Here is a 23615-nt window from a genome sequence, read left to right on the forward strand (position 1 = left end):
GTTGAAAAGGAAATATGTATTGTTGTTATTTGCTATGTTACTAGCATCTTGTGGTCAAGTAGAGCAAAAAAAAGAAACAAAAAAAGTGGAAGAGACGGTGAATGAAGTGAAAGAAACAATAGGGGCAACCGTTATACAAAAAAAACATAAAGAGAAAAAGTTACAGGAATCAGAAGCTAAGTTAGTAATAGACATTATAGATAAAGCGGAAAAACAAGAAGTAACAGGTAGTTTTGGTGAACCGGAATATGAAATACAAATTAATAGGGATGGAAAAAAAGAAACATATTATGCATGGCTAAGAGGAGAAGACAGACGAGGATGGGTACAATATAAGAAAGCTATGTATATGCTGAATAAAAAAGATACGGAAAAGCTTTTGGCTATATTTCCAAATGTTTCAGAACAAAAAGAAGATGAGATGCAGGTAGGTCCTTTAACGGAAGTAACAAAAAAAGATTTGCAGATTACTGCGTTTCATATTAAAGCAGGCGATCAAAAAGTGAATTATACGGTGCGTTATACGATTTCACAATCACTATACAACAAGTTAGAGAAGGAACAAGAATATTATTTACAAGTCGTTTTCCCAGAAAAAGTTCAAAAATTAATTGGAGCAAAAGAGAGTGAAAAAATTTCAGGTGAAAAGGTAAAGGAAGGGTATAAACAATATGAATTGCATGCTACTGTGCAGGTAAAAGATGCTTCAGAATCACAATTAAAGTCATTAGAAACATATTATGAAAATTATGATTTGATAATATTAAATAGTAAAAAAGAAAAAATAGGTGTTTTTCAAAATATCATTCAAATTGTTAAAGAGTATGGTGAAAAAATGGATTTACAAAGATAAAATGAAACTTTAATTAGCCCTTACGGATCGGGATGAATGTAAAGTCTATATGACCTTTCCTAGGAAATGATAATAGAGAGGGGAAAACACCCCTCTCTATTATTTTGCTTTTGCAGATGGCTCATTCATTGATTTTCGTGTAATAAGAAAAGAAATCATAAGAGCGGAAAGGATGACAAGGGCAATAAATACGTGATTGGGCAACAAATCTAATAATAATACGTAACTAACAGTATAAAAAATAAGAGTTGAAGCTAAAAACGATAGAGCGCCTATTATGAGAGATTGTAAATTCATTTGCAAACACCTCCTTATATTTATATTTTTGGCTAAAAATGGATTAAATAAACATTATTTCTAACGATAGAAAAAAATATGTCATAATAGAGAAAAGAATAGTTTTGATGAATGAATATGATTCATTAATGAGAGATAAAGGAGAGAAATATGAAAAATAATAAAAAAGGATTATGGGGAATTATAGTTGCAATAGGGCTATTTTTACTCTCTAAGTTAAAGTGGGTATTTGCAATTTTTAAATTAGCAAAGTTTTCAACGGTATTTAGTATGTTTATATCACTTGGTGCATACGCAGTTATATATGGTTGGAAATTTGGGGTAGCGCTCATTTATTTATTGTTTATTCATGAAATGGGCCATTTATGGGCTGCGAAAAGAAAGGGGATACCAACATCGCCAGCAATATTTATTCCGTTTATGGGTGCTCTTATTGGGATGAAAGAGATGCCAAAAAATGCAAAAGATGAAGCTTATATCGCCTATATGGGACCTCTTTTCGGATTGTTGTCATTTTTACCTGCGATTCCACTTTATATAATAACGAAAGAGCCATTTTGGGCATTAATTATTTTACTTGGAAGTATGATTAACTTCTTTAACTTGATTCCGGTTTCTCCATTAGATGGTGGACGAATTATCTCAGTTGTAAGTACAAAGATTTGGGGAGCGGGTCTTATTGTATTGCTCGGTTATTCCATTTACTTTAAAAGTATTTTGGGAGGATTTATTTTTATTATCGGCTGTATGGAATTATATAGAGTAATAAAGAGAGATGAGCCAATTAAGGAATTAGGATATAGAATTGATGGAATGAAAGAATATGTTGCAAGGCTTGAAGAAGAGTTAAAAGAAACAGGTGCGGTGCATCGAAATATATATATGATGCAACATGAAATAAATATATTAAGGCAAAAAGAAAGAGAGAAAGAATTAAAAGTAGGAGAACTTCAAAAGATTGAAGTGTTAGAGCATCTTTTACCAAAGTTTGAGCCGCTTGATTACGTTCCATATGAAGATGAAAAAGAAACGCATACAATTCATATAAGAGAAGCATTTGAAATGTCAGAAAGAAAATTACAGGAATGGGAGACAGAAAAGAGACAACAGGAAAACTATTATAAAGTTGATATGAAAACAAAATGGACAGTCTTTGCTTGTTATATCGGATTAATGGCTATACTCGGTTACACAGCTTATGAAGGGTACATTGTTTTACAAGAACATTTACCAACGAGAAATGTATAGAAAAATATTGTCGAAATGATAGGAAGAATTTATACAGGAATTATATTTCTACGAGAGAATGTTACAAGTATAGTTATACATTGTAATATCTTTAGTAGAGAAGGAGTTCTGTATATGAAGAAATTGTTAATTGTATTCGGGAGTATTATCGTAATGATCATTGCGAGCTATAGTCTTATGAAATTGCTATTACATTATGCGAATAAGCCTGCTGAGGTAAGTACAATAGCTCAAATAGAAGATGGGCAAGAAGAGACAAAAGTGCTAGATTTTATTCGTATGACGCATGAAAGTTATAATAATTTCTTAAATTACGGTAAAGCAGAGAATTATACAGAAGGGGACTGGAACCAATTTAAACAATGGTTTCAACAACAAGAATCGTCTTTAAAAAATATACATACAGAAATAAAGAATGAAAAAATAAAACGTGATGTAAATAGAAGCTATGAAATTGTAAAAAAAGGTGTGGAACTTCAAAATATTGAGTATGTAGTTTATGCACATCGTGTATACCATGACTTAGATATTATTGTAAATAAATATAGAGGTGAAACGAACATCTGGGGGTATACAGAGTTTGGAGAGGGGAAAGATATAAGGGTAATTGAACAAGCTATACAGTCCAAATAATAAGCTAGCTAGAATTCTAGTTGGCTTATTTTCTTTTGTAAGTGCAATGTTCATATATTATTCACAAAAACACCGTGTTAATAGTGATTAAAATCACAATATGTACTATACAATTCAGTTAAACTAAAAACAGTTAAGGAAATAGAGGAGTGGGATACAATGTTAAGTGCAAAAACAATTGAAATCGTAAAGTCAACAGTACCATTATTACAAGAAAAAGGCGTTGAAATTACAACGAGATTTTATCAAATTTTATTTTCGGAACATCCGGAGTTATTGAATATTTTCAACCATACAAATCAGAAAAAGGGAAGACAACAACAAGCGCTAGCGAATGCTGTTTATGCAGCTGCAACGTATATTGATAATTTAGAAGCTATTATTCCAGTTGTAAAACAAATTGGTCATAAGCATAGAAGTTTAGGTATTAAAGCAGAGCATTACCCGATTGTAGGTACATGTTTACTACGTGCAATTAAAGAGGTCGCAGGTGCACCTGATGAAGTTTTAAATGCATGGGGAGAAGCTTATGGTGTCATTGCTGATGCATTCATTAGCATTGAAGCAGAGATGTATGAAGAAGCGGCACATAAAGAAGGTGGATGGAAAGATTTCCGTAACTTTGTGGTTGTTAAAAAAGTGAAGGAAAGCGACGTTATTACATCATTTTATTTAAAACCTGAAGATGGAGGGCAAGTTTCTTCATTCATCCCAGGACAATATGTAACGATTCAAATAAACATAGAAGGTGAAACGTATACACATAATCGTCAATATAGTTTATCAGATGCTCCTGGAAAAGAATATTATCGTATTAGTGTAAAGAAAGAAAAAGGTGTAGATACACCGGACGGTAAAGTATCTAACTACTTACACGATCATGTAGAAGAAGGGGATATGTTACCAGTAAGTGCACCAGCAGGAGATTTCGTATTAAATATGGATTCAACATTACCAGTTGTGCTAATTAGTGGTGGAGTAGGTATTACACCAATGATGAGTATGCTAAATACGTTAATTGAACAAAACTCAAAACGTAATGTATGTTTTGTTCAAGCAGCGATAAATAGTAATACACATGCAATGAAAGAACACGTTGAGGCAGTAGATAATGAATACGAACAAGTTAAAGCATACACTTGCTATTCTGCACCAACTGAAAAAGATTTGGAAATGAAGAACTTTGATAAAGAAGGTTTCATTGAAGCTGAATGGTTACAAACTATTATTCCGACAACTGAAGCAGAATTTTATTTTTGTGGTCCCGTACCATTTATGAAGCATATAAATGCTGCACTAACTAATTTAGGTGTGGAACAAGAGCATATTCATTATGAATTTTTCGGTCCAGCAGCAAGCTTACAATAGATGAAGTTTGAAATAAGTAAAAAAACGAGGTATTATTTTACCTCGTTTTTTATTTGTTCTCGTAACAGCCGATTTACCGTTTCACGGCGTATACCTATGAGTTGACCGATTTCAGTTTGTGTTAATATTTCATATATAGGAATGTCACCTAAATATAGTGTGAACCATTCTTGTAAACGATGTAGACGTTCTTTCGGAGAGACGGTTGTCAATTGATCGATACGCTGTTGCATCATTCTTAATTTTGATTGTAGTTGCATAGCAATATTTGCATATGATGCAGGATTTGCCTGAAGCTGATCGTACCATTCATTACTAATTATAGGTTCAACTTCTGTTTTCATTAAAGCGATTGCTGTACCGTGATATTCCTTCGGTGAAATTAAAGAATGGTGAGGTATCGTTTCACCTGGAACGATAATGTTGAATAGAAATGGTGTTCCATCTTCTTCTATCCGTACTACTTTTAATAAACCTGTTTTTATAAAATATAAAGGACCGTCCTCGCCTTGACGGAATAGTACATCTCCTTTGTGTAGAATCAATGTTAGCCCCCCATTTAAACATTTCTATTTCTTCTATTTTAGCGTATATGTATAAAGACAATATGCTTTTAAATAGCAATTTCATTGACGAAATATATGCTATTACAGTAGTATACTATTTAGTGTGTAATAGTACTAGCAATGAATACGCTGTAGGGGGTTTAGTATATTGTTAGATGCGATAAAAATGACGGATATGAGAATTCCGGCGAATGCTATCATTCATGTAGAAGAGATGAAAGGTGGAGTCGTGTTATCCGTTGAAGTAGACGGCCAAATTATTTATACGATGGCTTATGATGAAGAAACAGATAGTTATGCTGAATTATATGATCGAAACGATAAGAGGGCGTGCCAAGTACATGAGGATTTTATGGGATGGTCACTTCTTCACTAAAAAAGATGTCAATATGACATCTTTTTTTATTAAAACGATAGAATATACAAAGAAATGAAATATAAGGATAAAATTTGTAATAAATGATTTTGCATTGTTAGCACTTTGTAACTGCAAGTGAATTATTTTTTCGCTATCATAAAGATAACAGTCGCAGTTATAGGAGTGGTCAACTTGAAGAAAGTACATATTTCCAATTATATGTTATTATGTGTTTGTTTAATTTTATTTGTTCTCTTAGGAGGATTTTTATATTCATGTGTATAAGAAAAACGCATCCTAAAAAGAACGCGTTATAAAAAAGAAGTGATGATTAATCTAGTTCCGAGAATAATTAATGTGATACGTAATAAATTAATTACGGCATTACCACTTAATTTTGTATTAATATAAGCCCCGATTTTTCCGCCAATCCATGCACCAGGAATAAGAATTAATGCGTAAACCCAGCTGACATTTCCAAGGGAGATGTGAGTTGCAGAACTTACAATTGCTGATAAAAATACGATAAACATCGAAGTTGCTACAGCAATATGTGCTGGGAATGCAAAAAGTAGCATCATTGCTGGAACAAGTAAGGCACCGCCGCCAATTCCAAATAATCCAGATATAAAACCAACTATAAAGGCGATAAAGATAGCGAGAAGCGGTGGGAATTGATAGTGTACAGTGTTTCCTTCGTTATCTGTAAAAGAACGCTTAATTACCGTCATATTGGATAAAGAAAGGGGGTTTAATTTGTCTCGTAACATAAGAAGAATGGAGACAAAAATAAGGAAAATCCCAAAATATAAAGAAAATGTATCTTGGTTTAAAAATTTGTTTGCCCACGAGCCGATGATACCACCAGGGCCACTCCCGATAAATAAAATAAGTCCACTTTTGTAATCTACTCGTTTATGCTTCATATAAGTAAGGGTGGAAGATAGTCCTGTAAAAACGACTGTTACCATTGAAGTTCCTACTGCAAGTTGTGGTGATAGACTGTGTAATCCAATTAATAACGGAACAATAATAATTCCGCCACCAAGCCCGACTAGACTCCCGACTGTCCCGGCGATTAACCCGATGAAAAGTAACATGATGTATTCCAAAATTTCCAACTCCTCTATATAACTTATCCACCAATTATTATACACGCTTTTTAATAAAAAAAAGGTTTGTTCACAAAAAAGTCGTCTTCCTAGAAAAATAAGGAAGACGACTTTTAATTAAAAGATTAAGTGTAATAAAGCGTAAAATAATGCAGCTAACGAAGCTGAAATAGGAAGTGTAATAACCCATGTAATTAACATACGTTTTGCAGTTCCCCATTTTACACCTTTCACACGATGTGAAGCACCAACCCCTAAAATAGAAGAAGAGATAACGTGCGTTGTACTAACCGGTAAGTGAATGAATGTTGCGCCGAAAATAACAAGTGATGATGATAAATCAGCAGCTACACCATTTACAGGACGAATTTTCATAATTTGTCCACCGACAGTTTTAATAATTTTCCATCCGCCGACAGAAGTACCAAGACCCATTGCGATTGCACAACATAATTGTACCCAGAACGGGATGTCGTCAGAAGTATGATAGTTATTGGCCATAAGAGCCATCGTAATGATTCCCATTGCTTTTTGTGCATCATTCGTACCATGTGTATAAGCTTGTAATGCTGCAGTGAAGATCTGGAATATACGGAAGTTTTTGTTCGTTTTCGTTAAATTAAAGTTTTTAAAGACTACTTTAAAAATACTGTATACGATATAACCAATAACAAAAGCGATAATCGGTGAAATGATTAAAGCTTCAAGAATTTTTATGAACCCTTTAAGATTTAATGAGCTAATACCGGCAGCAGCGATAGCTGCACCTGCGATTGAGCCGATAATTGCATGCGAAGAACTACTTGGAATACCGTAGTACCAAGTAATTAAATTCCAAGCTATTGCCGCAAGTAAAGCAGCTAAAATTACAAGAGAACCATTTTGCAAGGCAAATGGATCAACGATATCTTTTGTAATCGTTTTTGCTACACCTGTAAATGTCATCGCACCTAAAAAGTTCATAATAGCTGCCATAATAATTGCATGTCTAGGCTTTAGAGCTTTCGTTGAAACAGCCGTTGCAATAGCGTTTGCTGTATCGTGAAATCCATTGATAAAGTCAAAAGCTAAAGCGCAAATGACTACTAAAACGGTCAGTATCAAGAGTGTATCCATGATCAAACTCCTTACGCGTTCTTCATAATAATTGTTTCTAATACGTTTGCAACGCTTTGGCAGCTATCCGCTACTTCTTCAAGCTCTTCGTAAATCTCTTTGTATTGAATAATCTTAATCGGATCTTTCTCACGAGAGAATAAGTGCTTAATCGCATGACGGCGAATATCATCACATTGTGATTCGTAATCCTTAATCTTAATCGCGTTCGTACGAATGTCGACTAACTTCTTTTTAGACAGTAGTTCAACAGAATTTGCAATCTCAATCGCACATTGATTAATTGCTTCAACGAATTTAATCATGTATTCATCAGCTTCTGTAATAGAATACATTTCGAATAGACCAGCACTATGATCTAATCCGTCTAATACATCATCCATACTCATTGCAAGTTGTAGGATGTCCTCACGTTCAATTGGAGTAATAAACGCTTTGTTTAGCTCCATAATGATTTCGTGAATAAATGAGTCACCTTTTGACTCATACTCTTTCATGCGCATAGAAAACTCTTTTAAATCGCTAGCATTTTTAATTTTATACTCCACGAAAAACTGCGCGCCTTCTTTTAAATTTTCGGAAACATTCATTAACATTTCAGAAAATTTATCTTTTTTTGATTTAAATACCATTATTAGTTACCCCCACAAAAGTAATATATGTAAAATATATTGGCTAGTCAATTCTAACAAAAAACTGTCGTTTTTTAAAACATTTTATCGAAAAGTTTACAAAAACTTAACATAACTCTCATTGTTGTATTAATAATATTAATAATCAATAGTGAATATCTTACTTGTAGAATGTCCTTTTCTTGCAAAAAGTATGAATGTGAAAGAAAAGCTTTACACTACAGGAAAGACTACGTTATTATAATAAATTTAAAAGGAGGTATATTCTTCCTTTTGAAAAGAAGAGTGTAAACAAACGAAGGAAGTGAACGAATGAAATTGAAGAACACTCACTTAAAAAAAATGCGGGAGTGGTTCAACAAGAGGAAGAAACTTCGTAATTCATTAATTGTATTAGGAAGTTTACTTGCTACTCTATTTATTGCTATAAATATAATAATTTCTATTCAAGACATATCTGAATTGAAACAAGCTGTTCCGCAACCGACCTTAATTTATGATGCAAATAATGAAGTTGCGACGAAATTAGCTTCTTCTAAAACAGAAGGTGTTAAAAGGAAAGATATTCCTGACATTATGGTTCAGGCAATTGTTGCAGTAGAAGATAAGGAATTTTTTAACCATCACGGTATTTACTATAGTGGAATTATAAGTGCAGTTTTTAAAAATATTACAGCAGGAGAAGTCGTGGCGGGGGGAAGTACAATTACACAACAACTTGCGAAAAATGTATTTCTGACACAAGACCGCACATACTCTCGAAAAATAAAGGAATATTTTTTAACAAAAAAAATAGAGCGTACGTATACGAAAGATGAAATTATTGAAATGTATATGAACCAAATTTATTTTGGTGAAGGTGCTTGGGGCATAAAAAGGGCAGCTAAATCTTATTTTGATAAAGATGTAAAAGATTTAACAGTTTCAGAAGCTGCAACGATTGCTGGCTTGATTAAAGCACCGTCTGCATATTCGCCTTATAAAAACTTTAATAAATCAATCGAACGACGTAATGTTGTATTAAGTTTAATGAAAGAGCAAGGATATATCTCTGACGAACAGTATAATAAAGAAAAAGAGAGCGGTCTTGTGTTAAAACGTGGTGTGGATGATAAATACAAGGGGAAATACTCTCAATATGTAGATTATATTGTTAGAGAAGCAATGGACAAGTACGAATTAACACAAAATGAAATTTTAGCGGGTGGTTATCGTATTTATACAGAGCTTGATCCGAAAAAACAACAGGCTGTGGAAGACGTTGTGAATAATGAGAGTTATTTCAAAGATAATGGCTCAGACCAGCTTATGCAAACGGGTGTAGTTCTTATGAATCCAAAAACAGGTGGCGTACCAGCTTTAGTTGGAGGAAGAGGGCCGTATCAGTTTTTACAGTTTAACCATGCAACTCAATTAAAAAGACAACCTGGCTCAACCTTAAAGCCCTTGGCTGTATATGTACCAGCGTTAGAGCAAGGGTATGAAGTATACGATATATTGAAAGATGAACCATTTAATATTAAAGAATATAAACCACAAAATAGCGATCACACTTTTCACGGTGATGTGACAATGTATGAAGCTGTGGCAAAGTCGTACAATGTTTCGGCTGTTTGGCTATTAGAACAAATTGGATTGGATAAGGGATTGAAATCTTTAGAGCGATTTGGTATTCCATTAGTGCCAGAAGATCGTACGTATCCGATCGCTTTAGGCGGTATGCATGTGGGGACATCTCCATTTGTAATGGCTCAAGCGTATAGTGCATTTGCAAATGACGGTGTCCAAGTGGAAGCTCATGCGATTAGAGAGATACAAAATGCTGAAGGTGAAATAATTGGAAAGTGGTATAAGAAAGAGACACGAGTGACGAGCGAGAAAATTGCTCAAAAGATGACATATTTATTAAAAGGTGTTGTCGAAAAGGGAACGGGCGAAAAGGCGAAAGTTAATAATGTTGATACGGCTGGTAAGACAGGAACGACTCAAATTGTAAATGGACCAAGCACCGGTGCAAAGGATTCATGGTTTGTTGGATACACACCAGATTTAGTAGGTGCGATTTGGGTAGGATATGATAAAACAGATAGTGATCATTATGTTCCGGGGGGAAGTCAAATTACGACGACAATGTTCCGGGATATTATGAAAAAAGCGAATGCCAATCCAGCTCAAAAAGCATTCCAGTTATCGCTCATATCTGAGGCTGATTATAAAAAACAATTGAATACAATAGAAGAGGAAAAACGAAGAAAAGAAGAAGAGAAGAGAAGAAAAGAAGAGGAACAACAAAGAAAAAAAGAGCAACAAGAGTGGATTGATAAAGTGAAAGAATGGATTCCTTCATTTTGGTAAAAGAAAGAGGCGAATAACGAAATTCGCCTCTTTTTCGTATGAGAAATTAAGTGAACTTTTAATCGGTGGGAGGAGCTGTATCTATCTCTACGAGTTGTTAGCCCATATCAATTGGGATAAATAGTATTACTCGTTAAGTGTAACATTTGTACTGCCAAAGGATTGAGAATCGTATGTGATGATTATTTTTCCTTTACTAATAGGCTCGTAAAGTAATTCTTCTTCGTAATTACCATTATTTTCATTGTGGATAGAAAGTGTGATTTCATCGATTTTTTTATTTGTATACTGATCTTTAATCGTTTCAGCAATTTGAAGTAACGCTTCGGAACTAGAAGCTTTCGTAATAAGCATTCCTTTTATAACCTTTTTTTCATTCTTTGTGGTATTGGAATAAGGGATGTTGCTTTGTTTTGTATACAAAAGTTTGTATGGAACAGTTTTTCTCTCTGCTTTTGATATAGTGGAATATTTTAGAGTTAAAAAAAATCCTACACATAAAATAATGCATACCATAAGAGCAAACCAAATGCGTATTAGTGACATAACTCTCATCTTCATCCCTCTTTCATATCTTTGACTTCACTATTTATCATACAAAATGAGGATTAAGACAGAGTAAATTTGAGGTAAAGAAACGTAAAGAAGGAGCACTTATCCTCCCAAATAAGTGCTCCTTTCTATATAAAGAGAGATTTAATGCACGGTTAAACGATACATATTAGTATAAATCTATTTATTGATTGAAAATTAGTAAATTCGGAATACGGATAGTGTTGCAGTTGTATCACCTGTGTTAGGAATAGAAATAGTGTTTGCTGTAGGCTGTATAGAAATCGTTGTACCAGCTTGTAAAGTAACGATTGTAGAGAAAGAAACAGCACTACCGATAACGTTAGTTGAGAAATTACGAGTAGGTGGTTGACCATTGAATGAAATACCGAATCCAAATGGTGAAGATCCTGGGAAAGTTGTAGACGCTGAGAAACTAATATCATATACGCCTGTTTCTAAAACTGTTAGAGTATCTGTAGTGTCATTAAAATTAATATTATTTATTTCAAAAACTTGATTGAATTGGATATTCATTCCAGGTGATATAGTTTGAGCATTGGAGTTTCCAATTGCAGCGATAGTTACAGGAATTGGAGTACCCGCTGGTCCTGTTGCGCCAGTAGCGCCTTGAGCACCAGTAGCACCTTGAGCACCAGTAGCGCCTTGAGCACCAGTAGCACCTTGAGCACCGGCTGGACCTTGAGCACCAGTAGCGCCTTGAGCACCGGCTGGACCTTGAGCACCAGTAGCACCTTGAGCGCCGGCTGGACCTTGAGCACCAGTAGCACCTTGAGCACCGGCTGGGCCTTGAGCACCAGTAGCGCCTTGAGCGCCGGCTGGACCTTGAATACCTTGAGCTCCCTGAGGTCCAGTAGCGCCTTGAGCACCCGCTGGTCCCTGAGCACCTTGAGGACCTTGAGCACCAGTAGCACCTTGAGGTCCAGTAGCTCCTGTTGCTCCTCCTCCAAGGCAACCTGATCCGTATTGAACTAGGATAGTTTGAATCTCTGTTATGAGTTTAACTAATTTGTCGATCGTACAACAATCTACTTTGAATAACTTAGCGATATACAATAAATAATTAAGCAGGCTTTGTAGTTCAACGTACAATGCTCCGCATGAGAAAGGGTTGTTCTTAAAATAGTTAATAGATTAGCAATAATAGAATTTCCAATTTGTTTTTGTGCTGGAGATAAATCTAAGCAATTGAGGAATTTTTGTAAGTTATTTAGGGCAGCGATTAAGTTATCGATATTATTTTGAGAAGGGTTTTGAAAGACAGCTTGAATAGCTTGGCCAAGAGCTTGAAGAAGTCTAACGAATTCTGTAAGTTCGGACTTAGAAATGTTAATATGACTACAAGCTCTGACTTCGCAACAATCATTCCCATAAAATACTTTTCCTTTATTTTTATTGTTCATCTTTTCATTCCTTTCTTTCATAGAATCAATAGTCATTACTATATATTAAAATGAAGTTCATACTAAATTCGTGATGGACAAACTACCATTTCTAAAAAAATAAGAAATTGGCCCATCTAGCAAAAATAAGTAAGATATAGAGAAGGGTTTATATAATGTAAAGAAGAAACGTGCAACATAAAAAACTGCATGCCAATTGTTGGGAGTGTTTAACAATTGGCATGCAGTTTGTGGCTTGGTCCTTTATTTGCATTGATTTAATTTTTCAAGGGCTGTTTTAGGTAAGATTGGAATTGAAATAGTGAAAGTTGTACCATCTTCAGTACTAGTCATTTTTAATGTACCGTTATGATTTTGAATGATTTTCTTCGTTACGGACAAGCCAAGCCCTGTACCTGAATCTTTTGTTGAGAAGAATGGATCAAAGATGTATTCTTGAATGGCTGGAGGAATACCAATCCCATTATCAGTGAAAGTAATACGAACAAAATTATCTAGGCGATAACTAGTAATTTGGATAGAAAGTTTTTTTTCACCTTGGGCATCGAAAGCGTTCTGAAATAGGTTTAAAAAAACTTGCACAAGTTCGTGACGATCAATATGGACCAATACATCATCTAATTCGGTAGAAAAATTATAATCAATTGAAATGTTATGTAAAAATACTTCACTAGCTAGTAACTGTTGAATATACTCACGTAAAAATGTATTAATAGGAAACGGTTCTCTTGTAAATTCGCGTGTTTTTGAAATAGATAAAAATTTTGTAATAATACTATTTGCACGATCTAATTCAGGAATAAGTAAGTTTTTAAATAGTTCTTTATTAGATGGAGAAACAGTTTCTTGTAAAAATTGTAAATAACCTCGTACGGTTGTAAGAGGATTACGTACTTCATGTGCAATACCGGCTGCGATTCGTCCTGCTAACGAAAATTTTTCTGCATCACGTTCTGTGTTTAAATAATGAAAGACACTAATAACTCTAAAAATCTCTCCGTTATAATCACGAATAATTCGGTTATTTAAAATGCCATAGTTTTTGTCTAAAACTTCTTCATTATATATTTCTGTTCCCGTTCTTAATGTTTCAAGAGCTTTAATTTTTTCTTCTGGTAATTGTAGTAATTGTTGAATTGGCTTTCCGATTATATCATTTCGTACTACACCAAAATCATCTGCTGCAATTTGATTACATAATGTTATATTTCCTTTATTATCAACAAAGGTTACATGATGTGAAAAAGCATCAAAAATATGAACAAAGTATGTTTCAAGTTGTTTAAATAAAAATAATGAATCGCAAGTAAGTTGAAAATCAGCCTCTCTATTCTCTTTTTGTATGTTTTGAATGGAATGAGTCGTTCTCGTTTTCTTTATTTGTAAACCAATATGTGGATTTTTGTATGTGAAATGATGTGGTAATTGATTCACAAGTTCTTCATAAAAACGTACTTTATTTTCTAATTCTTCTATTCGTTTTTCATGAGATACAATATCATCGTTTGGAAGCATAAATAAATAACCCCTCAATTTAAAAATTCTTCCATCTAGTATATCATATTTTTATACGGATACTCTTAAAGAAGGGGCTACTTAATAAAATTGATTAGCTGAATTGTTCGGGAAGTGAGTAGAATGAATAGAAGGTGAAGTGAAAAAGGGAGGGATATATTTGCTTTTCATTGGAGTGACAGGGTGGGGAGATCATGATTCTTTATATATAGATCCCTATGAAAATAGAAATAAATTACGAACATATAGTGAGCATTTTCCTATTGTGGAAGTAGATAGTTCATTTTATGCGATGCAACCTGCACGAAACTATACAAAATGGGCAATGGAGACACCGAAAGGTTTTTCTTTTGTCGTAAAAGCATATCAAGGGATGACCGGACATATGAAAGGTGAAATCCCTTTTTCTACGTTCGACGAGATGTTTGATGTGTACAAACAATCTATTCTGCCTTTAATAGAAGCTGATAAATTAAAAATGATTTTATTTCAATATCCACCATGGTTTGATTGTAAAAAGAAAAATGTGGATTTTCTTCGATATACGAAAGAAAAAATGGAAGGTTTACCGTGTGCTATAGAATTTCGGAACCAAACATGGTTTTATCCGGAAATGAGAGATAAGACGCTACAGTTTTTGGAACAAGAGAAATGGATTCATACCATTTGTGATGAGCCACAGGCCGGGACAGGTTCGGTACCGCTCGTATTAGAAGTAACGAATGCAGAGATGGTGTTAATACGTTTTCATGGTCGAAATGTTCATGGCTGGCTTGATAAAGGAGAAAATTGGAGAGCGGTTCGTTGCTTATATCGCTACAACAATAAAGAACTAGAAGAATGGGTAGAAAGACTAGAGCAATTAAAAAAGAAGACAAAGGACATATATGTACTATTTAACAATAATTCGGGCGGAGATGCAGCGGATAATGCGAAACAACTTATGAAAATGATGGACATTACATATGGTGAGCCGAAGCCCGAGCAATTAAATTTGTTTGAATGATAATAAACAAGAAAGGCACTGTACAAACAGGGGGAATGTACAGTGCCTTTCTATATGAAAAAGAGGGGTAACAATGTTACTGAGCGTTTGGTTGATTCATCAATTGTTGGCTTCGTAATAAATGATAATGGTTATCATTATCAATGTCAATAGTTTTCCGAAAAATAAATAAAAAACTTTTTATGAGACATTAAAAGTAGATAGATTTCTAAAAAAGTGTGGCTGATGCAAAGAAGTTTTTCGGGGTATCCAGTAAACCATTGATAAAGTATCAAAAAAAAGAACAGCAATTAATGCTGTTCTTTTCCAGTGATGAATTGTTGTAAATCAAAAGGAGTTATCGCTTGGATAAACTCTTTTGAGATAAGTGTTTGAACAAGAGTACTCTCAGAAATGGAAGCACCTGTTTTCTTTTCATAAGCTTGTTTTAATAAATCAAGTTTTTCAGCCGTTTCTTTCGGTAATTCAATTGTTAATGTGTTCATAATTTCTCCCCCTTACTATTAGAGTACCACTACAATATAGGAGAGACAAGACAAGAAAAGAGAATGTGAAACATAAAAAAGGTTACCATTTATAAATGGTAACCTTTTTTATGTATAAGAGTTATTAAGCAATACCGATATACTTTAAAGTTTTTGATGGAGTACTATGATCAAAGAAGTGTTGTAAAAATGCGATATCAACACCTGATTTGTATGCACAATATCCCCAAGTTTTTCGAAGTGTATGTGAGCTAATCCCTTCTAATCCAACTTCTTTTGCAGCTTTGTTTAAAATGTACCATGCATGTTGTCTCGTAATAGATTTCGTTCCTTTTTGAGACTTTAATAATGGTTCATTACGTTTCCAAGTTTTACGTTCTTTCATGTAGTCTTCGATCGCGTGCTGTAAGTCTTCATTTACAGCAAACCATTTATGTTTTTTTACTTTTTCATTGTAAAATAAAATGGAATGGCGAACATTTTCATTTTCATCAATTACATCACTAACTTTTAATTGTAAGATTTCACTTACTTTTAAGCCAGAATTTACAGCTAATACGAATAATAAGCCATCACGTTTCGAAGATTGTAAAAGTATATTTTTGATAGTTTCTAATTGTTTTTCATTTTGAATAGGTTGTCCTGCTTGTTTCATTTCACGCACTCTCCTCTTTTATGTGTGTAAAGGAAAGGATTAACTTGTTTCTTACTATAAAGGGAGAGTGTGAATTTCATGTGAACTCCTAGTGAAATTAAGACAAATTATTTGACTTCTTTTACTTTTTGTAAATTAAAGTAGAATACAACACTATTAGTCGTGTTATATACACCGTACTCGGCATGGTGGAGGTCTAAAATGTTTTTTACAATAGATAACCCGAGACCGGTACCTCCAGTATGACGGCTACGAGATGCATCTAAACGGTAGAAACGATCCCAAATTTTTTCAAGACTTTCTTCAGGGATAGGGTTTCCTGTGTTTTCGATTTCGACTTTTACTGTATCTTCCATTGCTATAACGGAGACTTGTATTTTTTCTCCATCTGGCGTATAGCGAATTGCATTGCTAAGTAAGTTCACAACTACTTGCTCAATACGACTACGATTCGCTTTAACAAATATCGAAGAGTCTACATCTATGTTCACTTGTAAATGCTTTTCCTCCATGCTAAATAATAACTTTGTATAGACTTGTTGAATTAATTCACCGATTGAGAATGTCGTCATATCTAGTTTGTACGTACCTGATTCTAATTTTGCTAATTCTAACATTTCAACAATAAGTCTGTTCATGTTTTCGGTTTCTTCTAAAATAACATCTGTGTAATATGTCGTATCTTTACTAACGCCATCTTTAATTCCTTCTGCGAAACTTCTAATTACACTGAGTGGTGTTTTTAATTCATGTGATACACCAGAAATGAATTCTTTTCGCGTTTTTTCCAATTGACGTTCACGTTCAATATCTTGTTGCAATTTTGTATTGGCAACATTTAATCGATCGATTCGGTCTTTTAAGTTTACAGATAACGTATTAATACTGCCGGAAAGCCCACCAATTTCATCGTCTGCTGTTACAGGTAATTTCTCACTAAAATCAAAATTGGCCATTTTCTTTGTAACGCGATTCATTTTAATTAATGGTTTCACAATGATTTTTGAATAGTAGAAGGATAATAAAATAATTACGAGAAAAACGATGATTAAGGCATAGACATAATAATCCTTTAAAACGAGCATTGCTTCATTAACAGGTTGCAAAGACGCTATGGCAAAAGCGTATTCTGTAATTTTTCCATTTTCCACAATAGGTTTTACAAAGATACTATTTTTTATATTCTCTCCACCATCTATTATATAAGTGTTTAATTGGTGCGAGTTAGCAGTGCCATTTCTAATAATGTCTGCAAAATATTGAACGGCTTGTAATGTTTCAAAATCATTTGCAAGACGAACCTCGGCTTTTGATGGAAGCTGTAATTTAGATACAATACCAGTAAACTCAATTTGAGTCACAGTTTTGGAGCGGTTTGTAAGTCTATTTTTAGAAGAGTTGCCATTAATGGATTGAAAATCTGAATTGAAACGTTCGTTTTGCCATCGATTATAATTTGTTGTCAATTCTAGTGGTGTTATTGTTTTCCCTCGTACCAAACCGACGACGTTTATCATGCCATCTTTTTTCAATCCTAAGTTTTCGAATTTCTTATATTCTTCAGGCGTTAAAAGATTATTGAGTGGAATGAAATATGTTTCATTATTTTTAGGATTAATTACATCAATGTAGTAATTGTTGTCACTTTTAATAATGCCCTCAGAATTTAAAAATTGCATATCAGCATTTGTTTTATCATGAAATTCTTGTTTTAGTTTTCTAACTTCCTCAGGGTCTTTTTCGCTTTTTTCATAATTAGCTACGAATTTTTCAAAAGCAGTTTGAACTGTTTTTACTTTTTTATTAATATAAAATTTCTCTAAAAATAGAGATTGTCCTAAGAAAAAAAGGAGGAATATGATTGTAAATAATGTTGATGTTAATAAAAATAGTTTAAAGACGATACTTCTGTTTTTCACTGCGTCACCTCTTGTGAGAAATACTGTAAATGATTTCTTTATTATAACAAACGTTACAAAAAAGTAGAGGAGAAAATCTGTCTCTTCCGAAAGTAGTTTTTAGTAAAAAGTCACATAAAAAGAACTCGACAGACGTATGACGAGTTCTTTAATGTATTATTGTTGAATTGCTGCATCTAAAGCGATTTCAATCATTTCGTTAAATGTAGTTTGACGCTCTTCAGATGTTGTTTCTTCACCAGTGAAAATGTGATCGCTTACTGTTAATACAGATAACGCATTTACACCGTATTTCGCCGCTAATGTATAAAGAGCAGTTGTTTCCATTTCTACTGCTAGTACACCATAATCTCCAAGTTTTTTAACCATGTCCATGCTTTCGCGGTAAAATACATCTGCTGTTAAAACATTACCAACACGAACGTGTAAGCCTTTTTCAGTTCCAGCATCGTAAGCTTTCTTTAAAAGGTCAAAGTTTGCAGCTGGTGCAAAATCAAAACCTGGGAATGTTAAACGGTTCATATTAGAATCCGTACAAGCTGTCATTGCAATAATAACGTCACGTACTTTTACGTCTTTTTGAATCGCACCGCAAGTTCCAACGCGAATTAAATTTTTAACTCCGTAGCTTTGGATTAATTCGTTTACATAAATAGAAATAGAAGGAACACCCATACCTGTACCTTGAACAGATACGCGTTTTCCTTTATAAGTTCCAGTGAAACCTAACATACCACGCACGTTATTATAGCAAGTAACGTCCTCTAGAAATGTTTCAGCGATATATTTTGCACGTAATGGATCACCAGGTAATAGAATAGATTCAGCAATTTCGCCTTGTTTTGCTTCAATATGTACACTCATGAAAAGTCCTCCTTATAATGTATCGATAGAAATCAATATCATTTGCATTATACACTATCAATCCTTTCAATTAAAATCTTTTAATTATTTGTAATATGTGCAAAGCAGGAGGATTTCATAAATCATAATCTAGAATATATATGTAAGAAGTTTTGTATGAACAGAGACAATAAAAATGGTAGGTGATGTTTTGAAAAATCTTGTCATTGGACTTGTTGCTTTGCTATTTATTGTAGTAGGAGGATTTTACATAAAAAAGTATCAGGAAACTACAGAGACTGTAGGTGATGTTCAGGAAGTAAAATGGGATGTGTCAAATGGAAAAGGAAATGAGAAAGTAGATATTTTGTTTCAATTACTAAATAATAAAAATAACGAAGTTCGTGGTGTGAATGATCAAATTCGGGCAGTTATTGTAGACGGACAATTAAAGCATGTACAACAAATGAAACCTACATTTGCAGGAAATGGATCCTATAAGGTATCTTCCAAAATAGCGAAAGATGAAGGGTATACAATATTTTTATATGAAGACAAAAATAAATCTGTGAAATCATTTGCGAAGAAAGATTTTGGGAGAGAAATAGAGGAGAAAAATAAGAAAAAAGTAAAGTTTCCAATCGATAGTGTACTTACAAAAAAAATAGGGGAGTATGAAGTTTCTCTTTTATTTGGTGCATTGCATCCGAATGAATCAGCGACGTTAACATTTCAATTCCAAGCGAAAAAGGGTGACAAATTGAAATTACATTCAGAGAGAGGAGAAGTAGAGGCGCTCTATATCGTGGACGAAACGAGAGAAAACTTTTTATACGCAATACCTGTTGATACAGATGAGCAATTACAATATCGTATTACATTTCCTATAGAAGGAACGTATAAAATATGGGGAGATTTCTATATAAATGGTAAGAAATATGAAAAAGAATTTATTGTACAAGTTCAAAAACGAAAAAACAGCTAAATGTTTAGCTGTTTTTTCGTTTTCCTATTAATTTTGTTACAGAGAGCATTGTAATTGGTAAAGAGTGATTCTTTCTAAATGCTAAATATTTACCGCTCCATGCTGGTTTATATTTTTCTTTAAAATGACGTAGCCCGCTGAAGCTATACGTATAACGAACATTATTAAAGATGGCAGCAGCAACTCGTTCAGACCAGAAAGATTGTGTCGATAAACCTACATTTGAAAGTGGGGCCATACCAATATTAAAGGAGTGGTATTCATTTTCTTTTGCCCACTGGAATAGGTGGATGAAAATTGCATCCATAATGCCGCTAGGCGCATCTGGATAATAGCGCATTAAATCAACAGACAATGATCCGTCTTGATATACGGGCATAAAGGTCGTGAATGCAATGATTTTTCCATCCGCATCACATAATGTAGCGATAGGAGCACGGCTAATATATTCATGATCAAAATATCCGAGGGAAAAACCTTTCTCTTTTTTTCCGCCGAGCCACGCATCTGAAACTTTTCTTAATTCTTCAAATAATTCGTTTGAGAACGGTGGCTGGTGAATAGAGAATGTATAGCCTTCTCTTTCAAAACGGTTGAAAGTTGCTCGCATACCGGCGCGTTTTTTTCCTGTTATTGTAAATGTGTTCAAATCAACGACAGCTTCTTCACCAAGTTTAAAGAAGTTATAACCAAAATCATGATATAAACTCATCCATTTACTTTCTATTTGGTAGAATACACAAATGTATCCAAATCGATCAGCTTCAGCTAAAAACTCTTGTAACACAGTACGGTAGGAGGAAGGAGCCCCAATTGGATCACCTAGCACAACGAGACGTTTTCCAGTTATAGAGAAGAGAAGGAGCGCTTTCCCATCACTACTGAAGAAGAATTGTTTATCTCCTAAAAATCCTAAATGACTAAGTACATTACCATCATGTTCATCTAAAAAGTTTTGCAATCTTTTATCATTAGCTGGTTGCCCGGGAAATTCATTTCGATAACGATTGGCAATGAGTGAGCCAATCAGTAAAAATGTAGGAACGAAAAAGGCAGCTGCTAATGCACTTCGTTTCACTTGCGTAATATTACGAACGACAAAATCAGGTTTAAAAGCTTCTTTTGCACCTGCAAATAAAATACCTAAGTTTTTATATAAATATAAAGTGATGAGTAAGAATATAAAAACTTTTACCATATCAGAAAGTGAGACTTCCATTTTCTCGCGTACAAATCTTTTACGAAGCATATATAATACAGCGAGTACGATTAATAAAATAAACGTCTCTTCAATATCAATCCCTTTTAGCGTATTAAAGATGGCTGCTCCGATTAAAGAAATAATCGTCATATAGTAAGAACGTTTTGTTCCATAATATATGCCTCGTGAAAGGATTAGGAGGAGAATACCAAATGTTAGTGATAAGCTAAAAGAAAATTGAATAAGATGTTTTGGAGCTAGAATATGTAAGGCGTGTGCTCTGTTTATACTTGTCGGTAGAATGGTCGATAAAATAACCATTAATCCAGCAAATACTGTTAAAGCAGCAGAGGCCCATGAACCTAGTTTTCCTAGAAAATCACGCTGCAAAGTCCATATAACACCAGTTGTTTCTAATGCAGGCGCAATAAAAGGTTTATCTTCAAACTTTTTAATGGCCACGCCTGTCATTTCAAAAGCTGCAAAAATAAGACCAAGGCAGAAAGGTAAAATGTAATAGACGAGGCGATATAATAACATGGCAGGTAGTAATACGCCTGTATCAATGCCATATTGTCCGAGCCCAGTTAAAAAGACAAGATCAAATGAACCAAGTCCACCAGGAACAAGACTAACAACACCAGCTAAAGCAGCAATTACATACACACCTAAAAACTTTTGAAATTCGATATCGATACCAAATAATATTAGTATGACGTACATAACAATACCGGCAGATACCCACTCAACTAATGAAACTAATGAGTATAAAACAGTTGGATTTTTCTCTTCTTCCCCCTCTTCTTGCTCTTCGGTTTGCTTTGATTTTCTATTTTTTAGTTTAGAAAAGCCAATGTATATAGGGACGAAAAGGGCGAAGAAAATAAGAACAGGCCATAGCCACGGTTTTTCATGCAAAATAAAACTTGTGTCTAATATTCCAATAAGACCGAGGAAAGAAAGAATTGCGAGTCCGTTAATAAAAGCGGTTGTCATCCAGGCAATACTTTTAATAAGTTTGCCATTTTCTTTTATGTATGGACGATAAAGCATTGTGCGTACACCAGCTCCAACGAGACCACCAAACCCAATAAATCCATTTAAAGTATTAGCAATCCATGAGATACGAAAAATCTTTTGGACTGGTATATCAGCTTTTAAATAACGAAGCATAACATAGTCATAAAAAAACATTGTTGATACGGCAAATGCACCAAGTGTAATTGCTAAAAAAACTCCTCCGGTTGGAATGTTTTTAATTGTATTGATTGCTTCTAAAAAAGAAATGCCTGCTAATTCTTTTTTTGCTTGAAAGAATACAATTGTTAATACAACAAATGGGAAGATAATTTTCCCGATTTGTAAGAAACGTTTCCATGAAAACGACATAAATACAACTCTCCTTGTATAAGAAAACTGAGACAATAATATTATTATGACAAACTTCAAGAAAAATAAAAAGGTAAATTCCTGTATAGGGAAGCTATTTTTTATATGGGTTATATTTAAAAGAGTATTTCGTTTGTCAGAAAATTAAGTTAAAATGAATTGAAAGAAGGAAGAGAGGGGAAGTAGATGATTATAATAGGTTATGCGGGATATGAGTTAGAGAAAGCGAAACCTAATACATCAGAAGATTTCTTTAATAGATCTGAAGTGACATATATATTAAATAATAAAGAAAGAACTTTTTCCGTTTTATACGTTCGATATTTTGAAGAAATTTTACAAGAAATTACTCCTTTTGAAGGAAATCCAGTATGTAAAGTAGAAGAACAAGACATATATTTCCGAGATATTGTAGCGATATGTTGTTTATTGAAAGAGAATGAGCATCGCATGCAAAAACGTTTATATTTAAATAATATAGAAGCATTCCAACAATATTTTGATGAGGGAACAGTGGTGAAAGTACAAGAAATATTGGCTGAATTACATAAAAATAAAAGAGTAGAAATAGCGTGAAATGGCAAAGGAGAGGGAAAAAATGTCTAATCTGATGGTTGAAAATCAAACAGAACAAGTTTCTATGTTTTTAGAAGATGTTATTACTTTGATAACCAATTATGTAAATTATCATACGTTGCCTTCTTTATTAGAAGAAACACCAGCAGGGAACGAGCAATATTATAAAGGGTTATTAGCATCAATGAGACGTCTTCTCGTTTTTTGTGAAGAAGGACATGATGCATGTTTTGTTTTGTTAAATAGCCAGCCATTTCGAAAAACAGCAGCTGAGAAAATTTTATATAAAATTTATCATCAAGTAATTGCAGAGTTTTTCTCACCAAAGAGTGATCATTGGTATGAAAATAGTCGGTCTGCCTATACAGGGAAAAACTCCATCGTTTTTCAACAAACGCCACCAGCATCTATAGAGCAAGTGATGAAGAGTTTAGAAGGTAAATTTCAATTGATGCGAGAAGAACTAGAATATTATGAGACGGATTACCAAACAAAGATGTTACACAAATATTAATTGCGAAAAAGAA

The 23615-nt window shown here is 33.8% G+C and carries 22 protein-coding genes and 1 pseudogene; 10 read left to right on the forward strand and 13 right to left on the reverse strand.

The window, feature by feature from the left end:
• Nucleotide 1: 1 nt before the first annotated feature.
• Nucleotides 2–853 (forward strand): hypothetical protein, encoded by an 852-nt coding sequence (locus tag MKX31_RS05460; protein ID WP_142289430.1) that lies wholly within the window; start codon nucleotides 2–4, stop codon nucleotides 851–853.
• A 99-nt stretch (nucleotides 854–952) separates the two neighbouring features.
• On the opposite strand, the gene MKX31_RS05465 is transcribed toward MKX31_RS05460, so the two are convergent.
• Nucleotides 953–1150: a hypothetical protein gene (locus tag MKX31_RS05465; RefSeq protein ID WP_001053356.1), complete on the reverse strand. Its 198-nt coding sequence runs from the start codon at nucleotides 1148–1150 to the stop codon at nucleotides 953–955.
• A gap of 150 nt (nucleotides 1151–1300) precedes the next feature.
• Between MKX31_RS05465 and MKX31_RS05470 the strand changes: the two genes are divergently transcribed.
• The 3 genes from MKX31_RS05470 to hmpA all read left to right on the forward strand — a co-directional run bounded on the left by MKX31_RS05470 (nucleotide 1301) and on the right by hmpA (nucleotide 4399).
• The gene (locus MKX31_RS05470; RefSeq protein WP_088048389.1) at nucleotides 1301–2398 is read left to right on the forward strand and encodes a site-2 protease family protein; all 1098 of its coding nucleotides are present in this window, start codon (nucleotides 1301–1303) and stop codon (nucleotides 2396–2398) included.
• Between the two features lie 114 nt (nucleotides 2399–2512).
• Nucleotides 2513–3031 carry a hypothetical protein gene (locus MKX31_RS05475; RefSeq protein WP_340980250.1) on the forward strand — a complete coding sequence of 173 codons (519 nt, stop codon included), beginning with the start codon at nucleotides 2513–2515 and terminating at the stop codon, nucleotides 3029–3031.
• 159 nt (nucleotides 3032–3190) lie between these two features.
• Nucleotides 3191–4399 carry an NO-inducible flavohemoprotein gene (hmpA, locus tag MKX31_RS05480; RefSeq protein ID WP_088048390.1) on the forward strand — a complete coding sequence of 403 codons (1209 nt, stop codon included), beginning with the start codon at nucleotides 3191–3193 and terminating at the stop codon, nucleotides 4397–4399.
• 32 nt (nucleotides 4400–4431) lie between these two features.
• Here the strand turns inward: hmpA and MKX31_RS05485 are convergent, their stop codons facing one another.
• A complete protein-coding gene (locus tag MKX31_RS05485; protein WP_000600574.1) occupies nucleotides 4432–4944 on the reverse strand; it encodes a Crp/Fnr family transcriptional regulator in 513 nt (170 codons plus the stop codon).
• A 169-nt stretch (nucleotides 4945–5113) separates the two neighbouring features.
• On the opposite strand from MKX31_RS05485, the gene MKX31_RS05490 reads away from it, so the two are divergent.
• The gene (locus MKX31_RS05490) at nucleotides 5114–5341 is read left to right on the forward strand and encodes a hypothetical protein (protein WP_000882907.1); all 228 of its coding nucleotides are present in this window, start codon (nucleotides 5114–5116) and stop codon (nucleotides 5339–5341) included.
• A gap of 293 nt (nucleotides 5342–5634) precedes the next feature.
• Here MKX31_RS05490 and MKX31_RS05495 read toward each other — a convergent pair whose 3' ends face one another.
• From MKX31_RS05495 to MKX31_RS05505, 3 genes are all read right to left on the reverse strand, one after another.
• The gene (locus MKX31_RS05495) at nucleotides 5635–6435 is read right to left on the reverse strand and encodes a sulfite exporter TauE/SafE family protein (protein WP_000455764.1); all 801 of its coding nucleotides are present in this window, start codon (nucleotides 6433–6435) and stop codon (nucleotides 5635–5637) included.
• Nucleotides 6436–6552: 117 nt separating this feature from the next.
• Nucleotides 6553–7551 (reverse strand): inorganic phosphate transporter, encoded by a 999-nt coding sequence (locus MKX31_RS05500; protein WP_000380274.1) that lies wholly within the window; start codon nucleotides 7549–7551, stop codon nucleotides 6553–6555.
• 11 nt (nucleotides 7552–7562) lie between these two features.
• The gene (locus MKX31_RS05505; RefSeq protein ID WP_000231446.1) at nucleotides 7563–8183 is read right to left on the reverse strand and encodes a DUF47 domain-containing protein; all 621 of its coding nucleotides are present in this window, start codon (nucleotides 8181–8183) and stop codon (nucleotides 7563–7565) included.
• A 312-nt stretch (nucleotides 8184–8495) separates the two neighbouring features.
• On the opposite strand from MKX31_RS05505, the gene MKX31_RS05510 reads away from it, so the two are divergent.
• A complete protein-coding gene (locus MKX31_RS05510; protein WP_088048391.1) occupies nucleotides 8496–10538 on the forward strand; it encodes a transglycosylase domain-containing protein in 2043 nt (680 codons plus the stop codon).
• Nucleotides 10539–10664: 126 nt separating this feature from the next.
• Here the strand turns inward: MKX31_RS05510 and MKX31_RS05515 are convergent, their stop codons facing one another.
• The 3 genes and pseudogenes from MKX31_RS05515 to MKX31_RS05525 form a co-directional block, all read right to left on the reverse strand.
• Nucleotides 10665–11093: a hypothetical protein gene (locus MKX31_RS05515; RefSeq protein WP_088048392.1), complete on the reverse strand. Its 429-nt coding sequence runs from the start codon at nucleotides 11091–11093 to the stop codon at nucleotides 10665–10667.
• A 195-nt stretch (nucleotides 11094–11288) separates the two neighbouring features.
• Nucleotides 11289–12550 (reverse strand): annotated as a pseudogene (locus MKX31_RS05520) (Gly-Xaa-Xaa repeat protein).
• Between the two features lie 207 nt (nucleotides 12551–12757).
• Complete coding sequence (locus MKX31_RS05525) at nucleotides 12758–14029, reverse strand: ATP-binding protein (RefSeq protein ID WP_064476640.1); 1272 nt, start codon at nucleotides 14027–14029, stop codon at nucleotides 12758–12760.
• Nucleotides 14030–14189: 160 nt separating this feature from the next.
• Between MKX31_RS05525 and MKX31_RS05530 the strand changes: the two genes are divergently transcribed.
• Entirely contained in the window at nucleotides 14190–15035 is an 846-nt protein-coding gene (locus MKX31_RS05530; protein WP_064476639.1) for a DUF72 domain-containing protein, read from the forward strand.
• A gap of 290 nt (nucleotides 15036–15325) precedes the next feature.
• Here the strand turns inward: MKX31_RS05530 and MKX31_RS05535 are convergent, their stop codons facing one another.
• From MKX31_RS05535 to deoD, 4 genes are all read right to left on the reverse strand, one after another.
• Nucleotides 15326–15520: a DUF3924 domain-containing protein gene (locus MKX31_RS05535; RefSeq protein WP_001094858.1), complete on the reverse strand. Its 195-nt coding sequence runs from the start codon at nucleotides 15518–15520 to the stop codon at nucleotides 15326–15328.
• A 124-nt stretch (nucleotides 15521–15644) separates the two neighbouring features.
• Nucleotides 15645–16175, reverse strand: coding sequence for a tyrosine-type recombinase/integrase (locus MKX31_RS05540; RefSeq protein ID WP_000806236.1), 531 nt, complete (start codon nucleotides 16173–16175; stop codon nucleotides 15645–15647).
• A gap of 107 nt (nucleotides 16176–16282) precedes the next feature.
• Nucleotides 16283–18094, reverse strand: a complete 1812-nt coding sequence (locus MKX31_RS05545) for a sensor histidine kinase (protein WP_064476638.1) — start codon at nucleotides 18092–18094, stop codon at nucleotides 16283–16285.
• A gap of 156 nt (nucleotides 18095–18250) precedes the next feature.
• A complete protein-coding gene (gene deoD, locus MKX31_RS05550; RefSeq protein ID WP_000110707.1) occupies nucleotides 18251–18958 on the reverse strand; it encodes a purine-nucleoside phosphorylase in 708 nt (235 codons plus the stop codon).
• 175 nt (nucleotides 18959–19133) lie between these two features.
• Here deoD and MKX31_RS05555 point away from each other — a divergent pair, with 175 nt between their 5' ends.
• The gene (locus tag MKX31_RS05555) at nucleotides 19134–19922 is read left to right on the forward strand and encodes a hypothetical protein (RefSeq protein ID WP_340980255.1); all 789 of its coding nucleotides are present in this window, start codon (nucleotides 19134–19136) and stop codon (nucleotides 19920–19922) included.
• Between the two features lie 4 nt (nucleotides 19923–19926).
• On the opposite strand, the gene mprF is transcribed toward MKX31_RS05555, so the two are convergent.
• A complete protein-coding gene (mprF, locus tag MKX31_RS05560) occupies nucleotides 19927–22512 on the reverse strand; it encodes a bifunctional lysylphosphatidylglycerol flippase/synthetase MprF (RefSeq protein ID WP_340980257.1) in 2586 nt (861 codons plus the stop codon).
• A 186-nt stretch (nucleotides 22513–22698) separates the two neighbouring features.
• On the opposite strand from mprF, the gene MKX31_RS05565 reads away from it, so the two are divergent.
• Together MKX31_RS05565 and MKX31_RS05570 are read left to right on the forward strand one after the other, a co-directional pair.
• The gene (locus tag MKX31_RS05565; protein ID WP_340980259.1) at nucleotides 22699–23088 is read left to right on the forward strand and encodes a hypothetical protein; all 390 of its coding nucleotides are present in this window, start codon (nucleotides 22699–22701) and stop codon (nucleotides 23086–23088) included.
• Nucleotides 23089–23110: 22 nt separating this feature from the next.
• Nucleotides 23111–23602 carry a YpuI family protein gene (locus MKX31_RS05570; protein WP_016133998.1) on the forward strand — a complete coding sequence of 164 codons (492 nt, stop codon included), beginning with the start codon at nucleotides 23111–23113 and terminating at the stop codon, nucleotides 23600–23602.
• Nucleotides 23603–23615 lie beyond the last annotated feature (13 nt).

It is taken from the genome of Bacillus sp. FSL M8-0063, assembly GCF_038005545.1.
Classification (GTDB): Bacteria; Bacillota; Bacilli; order Bacillales; family Bacillaceae_G; genus Bacillus_A; species Bacillus_A wiedmannii.